This window comes from Qipengyuania sphaerica (assembly GCF_019711595.1).
In the GTDB taxonomy this organism is placed as follows: Bacteria; Pseudomonadota; Alphaproteobacteria; order Sphingomonadales; family Sphingomonadaceae; genus Qipengyuania; species Qipengyuania sphaerica.
The window spans coordinates 53,033-66,204 of sequence record NZ_JAIGNR010000004.1; the positions used below are offsets into that span (position 1 = coordinate 53,033).

Genomic DNA, 13,172 nt, shown 5'->3' on the forward strand with positions numbered 1-13,172 from the left:
GTCTTGGCTGCTCATATGGGCGGCGCGTGCAATTACTCAACGGGCGGCAGGGCAAAGCTTTCCTGCCGATCCGCAAACGCGCTCTTGTAGGCAGCGAGTCTGGCAGGCGGCAAGGCGATCAATTGCGGCGTCTGGGTATAGAGCACTGCGGCCTCCACTGCGCGCCCCGGATAGATGGTTTCGAGCGCAGCCACATAGGCGGCCATTTGCCGCATGGTGCTGTCGGGAATGCCATCGAGTGATGTGGGCGGACGGCGCGCGGTCTTGAAATCGACCACGGTGACCTTGCCGGGCGTGACCAGCAGCCGGTCGGCCGTGCCCATGACGACCTGCCCCTCCACCGTCGCGGCTAGCGGGATTTCGGCGAGCGCAGCCGGGCCAAAAATATCGGCAAACCCCGGCTCGGCGAGGACATCGAGTGCGCGGGCGAGCATTTCCTCGCGTTCGTCGCCGGGAAGATCGCGAGCCTGCCTTTCGAGCCATGCGCGCGCCTTGTCCTCGCGCCGGTCGGTGGCGACTTCGGGCATCCGCTCGAGCAGCGCATGGATCAGCACCCCGCGCCGTGCTGCTCCGGCGGCGACTTCGGGCGGAAGCGGTGGGTCGCTCCCCTCCACCTCGCCCAGCCCCGAAGGCGCGAGCGGACGCGGCGGGCGCGGTTCGGGGCCGACGGGCTGGTTCGCCCAGGCGGGCAGTTCCAGAGCGGGCGCTAGCTCGGCCTTGCCCGAGTGCGGCACCGAGGGCGCCCGCTCGCCCACTTCCCAGCGCGCGCCCCAGATCGGATCGTCGAGCCCCTCGCCCCCATCGAAAAGGAGCTTCAGCCGCGCATACCAGCTGTCCTCGTGCGGGCCGTTCTTCGCATCGCGCGGACCGAGCGAACCGCCAACGAACAGCGCCTCCTCCGCGCGCGTCATGGCGACATAGAGCAGCCGCCAATGCTCCTGCATCGAGCGTGCGGCATTGACCTCCTCTACCTCGCGCACCGGACCGACTTTCTCGTCCTTGGTAAGGCCCGGCAGCGGCACGACATTGCTCTCGTCCGCGCCCAGCGGGGTTTCCTCCAGCGACAGTTCGCCCGAGGCGTCGGGGCGGATCGCCGCGTCGGCAAGGATCACGATCGGCGCTTGCAGACCCTTCGAGCCATGCACGGTCATCACGCGGACCTGGTCTCCGCCCTCGCCCGCCTCGCGCTTGAGCTCCCCGTCGCCCGCATCGAACCAGCGGATGAAGCCCTGCAGGCTGGCGACATGACTGCTGGCGAAAGCATTGGCGGCGTTGAGCAATTCGTCGACCGGATCGTTGGCCTCGCGCCCCAGCCGGGCGACCAGCTTGCGCCGGCCATCCATTGGGCCGACGAGGATCCAATGAAGCAATTGCTGCGGGCTGTCGTAATCGGCGCGGCGCAGGATTTCGCGCAAGCTATCGACAGTCTGCGCGACACGCGGCTGGTCTGACGTGCGCAGGTGCTCCCACAGCCTTATGCCCTTCTCGCGATAGCCGAAGACCAGCAGATCCTCCTGACTCCAGCCGATCAGCGGCGAGACAAGGAGGTTGGCGAGCGTCAGATCGTCCAATGGCTGTGCGGCGAAGCGGATTGCGGCCATCAGGTCCTTCACCGCCAGCGGATTGCCGAGCCGCAAGCGGTCGACACCCGCCACGGGCACGCCATGCGCATAGAGCCGCGCGACGATCAGCGAGGCGAGTTCGCGGCGCTTCTGCACCAAGACCATGACATCGCCGGCACCCGCGCGGCGGGGCTTGTCTCCCTTTACGAGGGTGAAGCCTTCGCCCTTCGGATCGAGCCAGCCCGCAACTTCCTGCGCAATCTTGTCGGCCAGCTTGCGATCATGCTTGCCGAGCCAGCTTGCGTCCTCCTCGCCCTCGTCCATCCCGCTGTCGGCGTGGATCGTGTTCCACAGCGTGACGAGGCCCGGCGCATCGGCGCCCTTGTGCGGCTTGGACGGCTCTTCGAGGCCGAAGCCTTCGTAACCGATGCCGTCCATCGCGCGGTCGACGAAGCTCAGGACGGTCTGGTTGGTGCGATAGCTGCGGCCGAGGTCGAATTCTTCCAGCTTTCCGGCATTGGCATTCGCGCGGGCCTCTGCAGCTGCCTGTGCAGCGCTATCCATCTTGTCGCGGAAATAGTCGCGCGCCTCGCGGAAGTTTTCCGGGCTGGTGCCCTGGAAGCCGAAGATCGCCTGCTTGTAATCGCCCACGGTGAAGATGGTGCGGATGGCCGTGCCGCGCGCGCCCAGGCCGTCGAAGTAACCGTCTGTCAGTGCTTTCACGATGGCCCATTGCGCCTTGTTCGTATCCTGCGCCTCGTCGACAAGGATGTGGTCGAAGCTGCGGTCGAGCTTGTAGCGGATCCAGTCGGCCATCTGGCTGGAGGAAAGCAGGCGAGCGGCGCGGTGGATGAGGTCGTCGAAATCGACGAGGCCCTCGCGCGCCTTGGCCTCTTCCCAGCGCCTTGTGAAAGCGCGGCCTGCTTCAAGTTGCGGGGCGAGGAAGGCGGCGAGATCGAGCAGCGCAGCGCGTTCGGAGACCGCGCGAACGGCCTCGGCGATGATTTCCTGCTTGCTTGGAAAATCGGGGTCGTTCTTGGCCGCTCCACCCATGACGGTCGGGTCGCCGTCTTTCTTCAGGATGCAGTTGCGCTGACGGAAACCATCGAGTTCGGCAAGGCGCTGAGCCGGTTCGAGCGCGAGCCAATGCTGGATGAAACTACGGCTGGTCTCTGCCCCTTTGGTGTTCCAGCCTTCGAATGCAGGCAGCATGGCGCGCAGGGTACCGACGGGGAAATTCTCATCCGAGCAGCCTTCCGCCACCCAGCCCTCGTCCGCATCCACCGGGATACCGAGCAGGCGGCGTACCGGGTCGCGCAGGCCATGTTGCCAGCCGGGCTGGTCCCACAATTCCTTGTGGCGGGCGCAGCGCATCAGCCAGCCCAGCACCGCATCCGGACCCTTGCGGCGGCTCATTTCGGCCACCGCTTCGCGGATGTGCGGGTCGCCTTCGGAGAGCAGGTCGGAGAGGACATCGCGGCTCAACAGGTCGCGGTCTCGGTCCTCCATCGGTTGGCTGCCGGGGAGGACGCCCGCCTCGCTCGGAAAAGCGCCGAGGAGGTATTGCGCGAAGGCGTGGATCGTATCGATGCGCAGGCCCCCGCCCGGGCAGTCGAGCACGCGGGCAAAGAGCGAGCGAGCACGTTCGCGGGTCTCGGGGTCCGAAGGCGCACCAAGGTAGCCCAGTTCCGTACCGAGCTGCCCGGCATCCATCCGGACCCAGCGCGCCAGCACCGAATTGACGCGCACCGCCATCTCCGCCGCGCCCGCCTTGGTGAAGGTGAGGCAGAGGATCTGCGAGGGATCGGCCCCCGGCTGGAGCAGCAGCCGCAACACGCGCGCGGAGAGCACCTGCGTCTTGCCCGTCCCCGCGCTGGCGGAAAGCCAGACGCTCTCGGTTGGATTGACGCTGTCGGCCTGCGCGTCCTTGAGGGGATAGACCTTGCCGCTCATGCCGCGTCCCCCTCGTCCGCCTGTCGGGGCAGCCATTCCTCGAGCCGCATCAGCTGGTCGTAGGTGTCGTAGGCCGGGTAATCGGGGTTTTCCCGAGCGGTGAAGGGTGCATCGCCCTTGATGTATTTGCCGATCGCCTCTTCAAGCTTGCTACGGGTGTGCGGGAGAAAGTCTTCGGGGAGCACGCCCTTCTGCTTTTTGCCGATCTTGAGAGGCACATCCACATAGCCGAAGCCATGAGGGTTATCGTCTTTCGCGCGACCGAGAGACCAGTACTCGTAGCCGCCCGGCTCACCTTGCATATTCACGAAGCCGCCGTCCTCAGCGATCAGCCCAAGGATGCCCAACTGAAGTGAATACCCGGCCTCAACCTCGGCCGCGCTCGGCGGCTTGCCGGTCTTGTAGTCGACGATGGCAAGGCTGCCGTCGGGAAGCCGGTCAATCCGGTCGGCGCGGCCGTGGACGAAGACATCGCCCACATGCATAGAGCCCTTGGCCTCGACTGCCAGCACCTCTCGATCCAAGTAACCGGACACGGTCTCCTCGATCCATTCGAGCGCCTTCTGGCGACGAGGCTGCCACAGTCCCCGGACCAGCGGATCGGCATTCTCCTCGTCGAGCACCTGCTCCATGATGGGCGCGATGCGGGCGGTGGGGTCGCTCTCGCGCGCCTTGTGCCAGCGCTCGAGGATCGTGTGCGCGATATTGCCCTGCCACATGGGATTGGGGTCGGCATCGAGTGCGTCGAGGTCGGTCAGGCCCATGATCTTCTGCGCGAAGAACTGGTAGGGATCGCCCAGCAGCCGGTCGAGCGCGGTGGCGGAAATGTCGACATCGCGCTGGTCGGCGTTGGGTTTGGGCATGGGGCGCGGATAATCTGGCGCAGGCTCGGCGCGGGTCATGGCGCGGGCGAGCGCGATGGTCTCGTGTTCCTCGTATTTCGGCAGCAATTCGCCGAGCAGCGCCTGCACGCGCAGCAGGAAGCGGCTGGGGATGGCCGGGCCGCCCTCGTCACGTGCGCTGCGGCTAAGCACCACTTCGGGCGCGCCCATCGCTCCAGCAAGGTCGTGGGCGGATAGGCCGATGCGGAAATCCCCTCCCGGAACGCCGAGCGCGCGCAGCACCGGCGGGGCGAGCAGCGCGTCGATACTCCCGCGCGCGGGCCAGACGCCTTCATTAAGCCCCGCGCAGATGACGAGATCAGCCCGGTTCATCCGCGCTTCGAGCAGGCCCAGGACCTGCACCCGTGCATGACCGCCATAAGGCGGACGCACCGCGCGCTCCTCCATCGCATCGGCAAGCACTTGCGCAATGTCGCGCGGCGCGACGGTGAAGCCGGCCTGACGGGCGTTGAGGCGGAATTCCTCGACGAAGCTCGCGAGCGTGCGCCCGTCCTCCTGCGCCCAGAGCTTTTCGCCGCACAGCGTCTCGGCGGAACTGGCCAGCGTATCGATCAGGTCGGCAAGGCTGGTGGCATTATCGCGGTCGATATCGACCAAAGGCACCAGCGGAGCTTCCGCAATCGCCCACCATTCGACCATTCCCGGGCGCTTTTCGCCAAGCTTGCCGATCTCGTCGCGTGCCGGTTCGAGCCCCGGAGCAAGCCTCGGCCCGCGCATTTCGCGCTCGAGCCGGCGCAAGCGCCTCAGCCAAAGCCCTCGCTCCATGCCGCCATCGACAAGCGGGTGGCCGAGCAGCGCCATCAGCGGCACCGCCCGCGCCCCCTCGGCCATGACCTCGGCGGCGAGCAGGAAAGCGCGCCCTGCAGGCGTGTGCGAGAGCGGGCGACCGGCAGAATCATCGGCCACGATATTCCAGCGCGCGAGGTGATGGACCACGCGGCGGGCGAGCGGCCGATCGGGGGTGACCACGGCCACGCGCTTTTCGGGCTCGGCCAGCGCCTTGCGCACCAGCAAAGCAATCGCTTGCGCCTCTTCCTCGGGGTTGGCCGCCTCCATGATGCGCACACCCGACAGGCGGCGCTTCTCGGGCGGGAGGTCGACCCAGACCTTACTCGCCTCGGGAGGCAGGAACAGCGCGGATATCGCGTGGCTGCGCTCGGGCGGAGCGGCGGTCATGCCCTTGCGGTGCCAGGGCTGCACCTCCTCGCGCGCCACGCCCATGCGATTGAGCAGCAGCTTGAGGTGATATTGCGGATGCGTCACCGCGTCCTCGCGGGCGAAGGCTGTGTCGCCGGGTGTCGGAGCGGCTCCGGCGCGGCCAAGTTCGTCCCACACGCTTGCGTCCATGGTGAGGTCGAAGTCGGGCAGGATTACCGCGCCTTGCGGAAGTTCGCTGACAATGCGTAGCAGCTTGGCGAGAGCCGGTGCAGCACTGGTCACACCCGCAGCCACGATAGGAGTTTCGGGCGGGTTGGCGGCCCAAGCCTTGCGCGCCTCGTCGAACAGGCGGTTACGGCGCGCGGCAGCATCGAGCACGCCGTTCTCGCCCAGCCACTTGAGCCATTTCACCTGCACATTGGCGAACAGGCGGATCGAGTCCTGCCAATGCGCGGAGAGGTCCGGGAATATCCCGACCACCTCGTCCTTGAGCAATTGCTCCGGCCCGATGTCCTCCACCAGCAGCCGGTCCATCGTCGCACCCGTTTCGCGCGCCAGCCGCAGCAGGGTCGCACCCTTGGGCGCCTCCTCGCCCATCTCCGCCGCGATCAATGCGGCCAGCGCGAACATGCGGCGTTGCGGGTCGATGGCGGGCGGGATTGCGCTCGCCCCCAGCGGATCGAGCAGCGGGCCGAGCGCCTCGTCCAAATCGAGATCGCCGACCACCGCCATGCGCGGCATCAGCAGGCCTGCCCTGCCCTCCTCGCCCGCATGGCGGATGAAGGCTTCGGCCACCGTGCGGCGCGCGCGCGAACTGGGCAGCAAAAGGGTAAGCTTCGCCAGCCCCAGCTCGGGATCGGCATAGCGAGGGACCAGCCCCGCAACGAGCGCATCGGCGAACCCCCTATGCGCGGCGATGGAATAGACTTGCGGCCCCGGTCGCTTTTCAGCCACCCGTCAACGCCTCCTCGGTGGGCTTGATATGTGCAGGCGTGCCGACTTCGTACCACATGCCGGTGAAGGCAACGCCGAACAGCCGGTCTTCCTCGATCGCGCGGTCCCACAATATGTTGGTCGAGAACTTGCCCTCGGGCGCCTCGCGCAGCAGGCGGTGCGAGACCAGCTGGATGCCGGTGTATATGAAGGGGGCGATGCGGTCGGGTTTCTTGCGGCTCAGCCTCCCGGCGGCGTCCATGTAGAAATCGCCCGTCCCGTCGAAATTGCGCGCGCGGGCGTGGGTGACGACAAGCAGCAGCGCGTCCATCCGCTCGGGGTCCCAGGCTGCGGAGAGGTCGGCAAAGGCATTACGCGGCCCGTCGAGCCAGATGCTGTCTGCATTGCAGGCGAAGAAGGGGTCGGGCAGCACGCCCGCATCGCGCGCCTTCACCATGCCGCCGCCGGTCTCCAGCAGCAGTTCGCGCTCGTCGGAGAAGGTTATGGCGGGGCATTTCCTGCCGCCGATATGCGCTTCGATATTCTCGGCGAGGTAATGGACGTTCACCACCGCCTTCTCGATCCCCGCATCCTCGATCCGGTCGAGCGCGCGGTCGATCAGCGGCTTGCCCGCCACGCGTACCATCGGCTTGGGCGTAGTGGCGGTGAGCGGGCGCATGCGCTTTCCCAGCCCTGCGGCCATCAGCATGGCGGTATCGCTGACGAGTTTGGTCACGCGATCTTGCCTCCGTGCGCATCGCGCAATTCCTGCGGGATATTGGCGTCGAACCACGCGGCCACCGGCGCCATCGCTTCATGCGCGAGGTCGCGCTCCATCGCCTTCCACACGCGCGGGATCATGTCGAGATAGCGCGGCTTGCCGTCGCGCTTGTAGAGACGGGTGAAGATGCCGACGATCTTCGCGTTCCGCTGAGCGCCGAGCCGCGCATAGTCAGCCTCGAAATGCACGCCCGGATCGGCAGCAGCGCGATAGCGTCCCATCATCTCGCATTCGAGATCTTCGGAGACATCGCGGCGCGCATCCTGCAACAGGCTGACGAGATCGTAGGCCGCGTGGCCCACCAGCGCGTCCTGGAAATCGATCAGCCCCTGTTCGCCCGCAAGCTTGCCTTCTTCGAGAAGCATGATGTTCTCGGCATGGTAATCGCGCAGCACGGTGACGCCGGGGTCCTGGCGCGGCAGCATGGGCGACAGGGCCGCTTCCCACGCCTCGGTCCAGCCCGCCTCGTCGACATTCAGTCCGACTGCCGGGCAATACCATTCGATGAACAGCGCCGCCTCGCGCTGGTAGACCGCCATGTCGTAAGGATCGAAGGGTCCGGCAGGCAGGCGGTGGAGCTGCACCAGCGTATCGATCGCCTTGGCGTAGATATCGCGCTCGTCATGCGGGTGGTCGTCGATCCACTCCTTCATGCGCGTATCGCCGAAATCCTCGGTCAGCACCCAGCCCTTGGCTGCGTCCTCGCGGTAGATTTCGGGGCCGCGCATCCCGTTTTCGTTGAGCCACTGCGCCACGTGGAGGAAAGGCTTCGGGTCCTCGTGCGGCGGCGGCGCGTGCATCAGCATCGCGCTCTTGTCGCCGCGGCGGATGCGGAAATAGCGGCGGAAGCTGGCATCGCCGACCAGAGGGGCGATTTCGGCACCTTCCCAGCGGGTTGCGCCGAGGAAATCCTGGATGTCTTCGAGTCTGGCTTCGCTCATGGCATGCGGCTTTGCCAAGCCTCGCCTCCCTTCACAATGGCTTGTCTGCCCTCGCGCACCGTTTCCAGCGTGATTGCGAGGCAGCCTGGCTCATGGTCGAAGCCGCCCGCGTGATCCGGCCATTCGGCGATCAGGGCCGCCCCTTCGCGATAATCGTCGAGCCCGATCTCCTCCGCTTCGGAAGGATGTTCGAGCCGGTAGAAATCGGCGTGGACCAGTGGGACGCGCAGATGGTCGTAGGTCTCGACGATGGTGAAGGTCGGCGAGGGAACTTCGCCATCATGCCCCAGCGCCGCGATGATTGCGCGGGCGAGCGTGGTCTTGCCGGCCCCCAAACCGCCGGTCAGCGCGACGACATCGCCCGGCCTGAGCTGCGCGGCAATGCGCCGTCCGAACGCTTCCATCGCATCGAGGTCGGGCAGGTCTTCTCTCACGGCAGGGTGATCGTCGCCGTCGTACCGGCATTCTTGCGCGTCTGGAATTCGAGCGTCCCGCCATGCGCCTCGACCAGCTGGCGGGCGAGCGGGATGCCGAGGCCGTGGCGGCGCTCGATCCCCTTGCCGTCCTTGCTCATGCGGATACCTTCAAGTGCGCGGGCAAGCTCGTGCTGGCTCATGCCCTCGCCATTGTCCGAGATCGCGATGCGGTTAAGCCCCCGCCGCTTGGCGATATCGATCAGGATGCGACCGCCGCGCGGCGTATGGGCAACGGCATTGTCGAGCAGCTGGCCGATGGCGCGCTGCAATTGCTGGCGGTCGGCTTCAACCGTCTTGTTGGCATTGCCCTTGAGATCGAGCGTCAGCCCGGCGCCAAGGATGGCTTCCTCGCGCTTCCTCACGATCTGTTCGATGAAGGGCAGGAGTTCGACCTTGGTCTTGCGCAGCGGCATCAACCCCGCCTCGGACTGCGAGAGGTCGAGCACGTTTTCGACCTGCTCGGTCAGCTTGCCGACCGACATCGTGATGGCCTGGACATATTCCTTGGCCTGCGGGGTCAATTCGCCCGCGATCCCCTGGCTGAGCAGTTCCGCGAAACCGCCGATCGATGTCAGCGGGGTGCGGAATTCGTACGACATATTGGCAAGGAAGCGGGTCATGACCGCATCCGCCTCTTCCAGCGCACGGTTGCGTTCGCGCAGCGCCTGCTCGGCCTGCTGCGAGGCGGTCACGTCGAGCACGGTCAGAAGCCCGTTCCCATCGGGTAGCGGCACGCCGGCATAGGTCAGCGTGCGTCCGTCGGCGAGTTCGATCCGGCCTTCGCGCGGTTTGCGGTCTAGCGTGGCGGCGCGGATGGTCTGCCCGATCTGCGAAATCTCGCGCGGTTCGGCCAGTTGCTTGGCGATTTCCTCGAGCAGCTGTTCGGCCTGCGGGTGTCCGTCGAGCACTTCGCCCTCGAGGCCCCATGCAATGGGGAAGCCGCGGTTCCACAGTTCGAGATGCCCGTCGGGCGCGAACACGGCGAGCGCTTCGAACAGGCTGTCGAAGGTGGCGGTACGGGTGCGCAGCAGCGTGTCGCGCGTGGCGGACAGGGCGAGCTGTTCCGTGCGGTCCTCGGCGATAAGCACCAGCCCGCCATCGGGCAGCGGCTGCGAAACGAGGCGCAAATGCGTGCTGTCGGGCAGCGGCCACTGGTGGTCTTCGGGCTCGTCGCGCAAAAACCAGTCGGCCAGTTCCTTGCGCCATGCGGGGAAGTCGCGAACTTCGGGAATGCGCCCGTTTTCGCGCGCAATCATCAGCATCTGGTCGAAGCGGATGCGCTCGGCCACCACGCCGGGCGGTAGCGAGAAAACACGGTGGAATGGCTGGTTCGCGAATGTCATGCGCTGCTGCGCATCGAACTGCGCAACGCCGATGGACAGCTGGTCGAGCATCGAGCGCTGCGCTTCGCGGAAAGCGCGGAATTCGCGCGCCTGTTCTTCCATTTCCTCGATGTCGATCGCGTAACCCGCGATGCCTTCGCCCGATAGCGGCAAGTCGGTGACGCGCACGGTGCGGCGCGCGTTGTTGATCGTAGCGGACAGGATGCGCTCGATCGGCTGGCGACGGTCTGCTGCCTGCTGGGCCACCTGCGCGGCGCTTCGCCCGCCTACCTGTTCGACAAGTTCGACCTGGTCGGCGACGACCTGGTCCGCGCTATCAGCGCCCACAGCCTCGACATAGGCCTTGTTGACGAGCCGCAACTGCATGTCCGCGCCGCGAAACCACATGGGCATGGGCGCGGCTTCGATCAGCCCGACCAGCGCGCCGAAATCGTCCCGCGCGCGGGCCGCTTCCTCGCCGAGGCGGGCGAGTTCGTCTTCGGTTTCGGTGAAGTCGAATACCCAGATCAGCGCCGCGCCGCTGGGCGAAACGGCGGGGTCAGCCAGCGCACCGCGCAGCGCGAGCGACTTGCGCGATCCGGGCGGGCGGAGTGCCATCTTGAAGGGCTTGGCGCTTTTCTGCGTGCGGCGGACATGGGCGGATAGGCGTTCGACCTGTTCCTCCGACAGGCCGCGATCGTCCTGCCCTGCCAGTTCGGAAAGATATTCGGGGACCTTGTCGAGCCCGACCCAGCGGGCGAACCGGTCGGGCGCCTCGATCCGGCCGTCGGCGCGCACCAGCAGCGGAATCGCGGGGCCGTCCTCGACCATGCGCGAAAGGCGGCGGGCCGCCTTGCGATGCGCCTCAGCCGCGCGCGTCTCGCGGGCCGCCCGCAGCATCAAGACCACCGCACCGCCGGTCCATAGCGCGAGCAGCAGGCCGATCAGGGGTATGAATACGGGCGAGATTTCCATTACCTGCCAGCTATTAGGCTAGCGGGCAGGATGCAACTTGTAGATTGGGCGCGGGAGGGGATTGTCCCGCCCGCGCCCATCATTGTCAGTAGCGGTAATGCTCGGGCTTGAACGGCCCTTCGACCGGCACGCCGATGTAATCGGCCTGCGTCTGGCTGAGCTTGGTCAGCTGCACGCCGAGCTTGTCGAGGTGGAGCGCGGCGACCTTCTCGTCGAGCTTCTTGGGCAGGACGTAGACGTCGTTCTTGTAGTCGCCGGCGTTGTTCCACAGCTCCATCTGCGCCAGCACCTGGTTGGTGAAGGAACAGCTCATCACGAAGCTGGGATGGCCGGTGGCGCAGGCGAGGTTCACGAGGCGGCCCTTGGCCAGCACGATGATTTCCTTGCCGTCCGGGAACTTCACCAGGTCGGTGCCCGGCTTCAGCTCGGTCCACTCGTAATTGTCGAGCGCGGAGATCTGGATCTCGCTATCGAAGTGACCGATGTTGCAGACGATCGCCATCGGCTTCATCGCCTTCATGTGCTCCGCGGTGATGACATCTTCATTGCCGGTGGTGGTGACGAAGATGTCGGCGCGCTTCACCGCCTCTTCCATGGTCACGACCTCGAACCCGTCCATCGCGGCCTGCAGCGCGCAGATCGGGTCGATCTCGGTCACCAGCACGCGCGCGCCGCCGTTGCGGAGCGACTGCGCCGAGCCCTTGCCGACATCGCCGAAACCGGCGACGCAGGCGACCTTGCCCGAAAGCATCACGTCGGTTGCGCGGCGGATCGCGTCGACCAGCGATTCGCGGCAGCCGTAGAGGTTGTCGAACTTCGACTTGGTGACGCTGTCATTCACGTTGATCGCCGGGAACGGCAGCTTGCCTGCCTTGGCGAGGTGGTAGAGACGGTGAACGCCGGTGGTGGTCTCTTCCGAAACGCCCTTGATGTTCTTGACCGACTTGGTGAGGTAGCCAGGCTTGCGCTTGAGGAAGTCCTTGAGCGCACGCTGCATCTCGATTTCCTCGGCATTGGTCGGCGCGGGCATTTCCTCGCCCGCCTCGATGCGCGCACCCCACAGGGCGAACATGGTGGCATCGCCGCCATCGTCGAGGATGAGGTTCGCGGTGAGGTCTTCATCGGCCTCGGTCGACCAGTCGAAGATGCGGCCGACATAGTCCCAGTAATCGGCCAGGCTCTCGCCCTTCACTGCGAACACCGGAATGTCCTGCGCGGCGATCGCTGCGGCTGCATGGTCCTGCGTCGAGAAGATGTTGCAGGTCGCCCAGCGCACTTCTGCACCCAGCGCGACCAGCGTTTCGATAAGCACGGCGGTCTGGATCGTCATGTGGAGCGAGCCGACGATGCGCGCGCCCTTCAGCGGCTGCGATGCACCGTATTCCTCGCGCGTAGCCATGAGGCCCGGCATTTCGGTTTCGGCGATGCGGATTTCCTCGCGGCCGTAACCGGCGAGATCGATGTCCTTGATGACGTAATCGGTGAATTGGGCCACTTGGCGGTCCTCTTTCAAAACTCGTAAGAAAAAGGCGCCGCGCAAAGGAAAAGGGCGGCACCATGATGGCGCCGCCCCTAGCCTTTCGTCAGTGGGAGGGCAAGCTAGCCCCTCGGCCCTCCCGATACGATCCCGAAAGGCCTTATCGCCGTGCCCAGCGCCCCCCGCTGCGCGGCGCCGGACCAAGCAGCTCGTCTGCTGCCTGTGCGAGAACCGCCGGATCCTTCGTGCCTGCGAGGTCCGAAGTGATTTCCTTCAGTTCCGCACAGCCGAGCCACGGGTGACCCTGGCCATACTGGTTGGCCATGCCGACGCTGATGCGGTCGAGAGCGCGCTTGGCACCCTTCTGGCCGTGGCGAGCGACAAGACCGCTCTCGAGACGGCGTGCAGCCGCGTTCAGAGCAGTGATGTGGCTGGCCGAAAACTTGCGGTACTGCGGCTGGAAGTCGTCCGAGCCCATGCGGCAGCGAAGCGAGGTGACCATCAGCATGATGTCGAGCTTGCGGACCTGTTCGTCCTGGCTCGCCGCATTGGCAGTCGTCGGCGTCATCATAAGCGCAGCGGCCGTCGCGGCGGCTGCAATCGTTTTCTTAAAAACCATGTCCCTGGTCTCCCGTAATGGCGAGCGTCCCGTGCTCACCTCCAGAAACATGCGTGACAAAGTTTACCGAGAT

8 protein-coding genes are annotated in these 13,172 nt (G+C 66.1%); all 8 read right to left on the bottom strand.

All coding sequences use genetic code 11. The features are described 5' to 3' along the window. Positions 1-32: 32 nt before the first annotated feature. Complete coding sequence (gene addA / locus K3178_RS12245) at positions 33-3,515, bottom strand: double-strand break repair helicase AddA (protein WP_221571722.1); 3,483 nt, start codon at positions 3,513-3,515, stop codon at positions 33-35. Further along, positions 3,512-6,529 carry a double-strand break repair protein AddB gene (gene addB, locus K3178_RS12250; RefSeq protein WP_221571723.1) on the bottom strand — a complete coding sequence of 1,006 codons (3,018 nt, stop codon included), beginning with the start codon at positions 6,527-6,529 and terminating at the stop codon, positions 3,512-3,514. Before addB ends, addA begins: the two co-directional genes overlap by 4 nt. Continuing rightward, positions 6,522-7,244 (bottom strand): nucleotidyltransferase family protein, encoded by a 723-nt coding sequence (locus tag K3178_RS12255; protein ID WP_221571724.1) that lies wholly within the window; start codon positions 7,242-7,244, stop codon positions 6,522-6,524. The genes addB and K3178_RS12255 overlap by 8 nt, the downstream gene beginning before the upstream one ends. Further along, on the bottom strand, positions 7,241-8,230 hold the full coding sequence (locus tag K3178_RS12260; RefSeq protein ID WP_221571725.1) for an aminoglycoside phosphotransferase family protein: 990 nt from the start codon (positions 8,228-8,230) through the stop codon (positions 7,241-7,243). Before K3178_RS12260 ends, K3178_RS12255 begins: the two co-directional genes overlap by 4 nt. Then, positions 8,227-8,664 carry a tRNA (adenosine(37)-N6)-threonylcarbamoyltransferase complex ATPase subunit type 1 TsaE gene (tsaE, locus tag K3178_RS12265; protein ID WP_221571726.1) on the bottom strand — a complete coding sequence of 146 codons (438 nt, stop codon included), beginning with the start codon at positions 8,662-8,664 and terminating at the stop codon, positions 8,227-8,229. The genes K3178_RS12260 and tsaE overlap by 4 nt, the downstream gene beginning before the upstream one ends. Then, positions 8,661-11,003, bottom strand: coding sequence for a sensor histidine kinase (locus tag K3178_RS12270; RefSeq protein WP_221571727.1), 2,343 nt, complete (start codon positions 11,001-11,003; stop codon positions 8,661-8,663). The genes tsaE and K3178_RS12270 overlap by 4 nt, the downstream gene beginning before the upstream one ends. A gap of 85 nt (positions 11,004-11,088) precedes the next feature. Beyond that, on the bottom strand, positions 11,089-12,498 hold the full coding sequence (ahcY, locus tag K3178_RS12275) for an adenosylhomocysteinase (protein WP_221571728.1): 1,410 nt from the start codon (positions 12,496-12,498) through the stop codon (positions 11,089-11,091). 142 nt (positions 12,499-12,640) lie between these two features. Next, positions 12,641-13,099: an S-adenosyl-L-homocysteine hydrolase gene (locus K3178_RS12280; protein ID WP_221571729.1), complete on the bottom strand. Its 459-nt coding sequence runs from the start codon at positions 13,097-13,099 to the stop codon at positions 12,641-12,643. Positions 13,100-13,172 lie beyond the last annotated feature (73 nt).

Excerpts from the sequence above, each read along its gene's own strand:
- addA (WP_221571722.1), bottom strand. The coding sequence starts at position 3,515 with ATGAGCGGCAAGGTCTATCCCCTCAAGGACGCGCAGGCCGACAGCGTC.
- K3178_RS12260 (WP_221571725.1), bottom strand. The coding sequence starts at position 8,230 with ATGAGCGAAGCCAGACTCGAAGACATCCAGGATTTCCTCGGCGCAACC.
- K3178_RS12270 (WP_221571727.1), bottom strand. The coding sequence starts at position 11,003 with ATGGAAATCTCGCCCGTATTCATACCCCTGATCGGCCTGCTGCTCGCG.
- K3178_RS12280 (WP_221571729.1), bottom strand. The coding sequence starts at position 13,099 with ATGGTTTTTAAGAAAACGATTGCAGCCGCCGCGACGGCCGCTGCGCTT.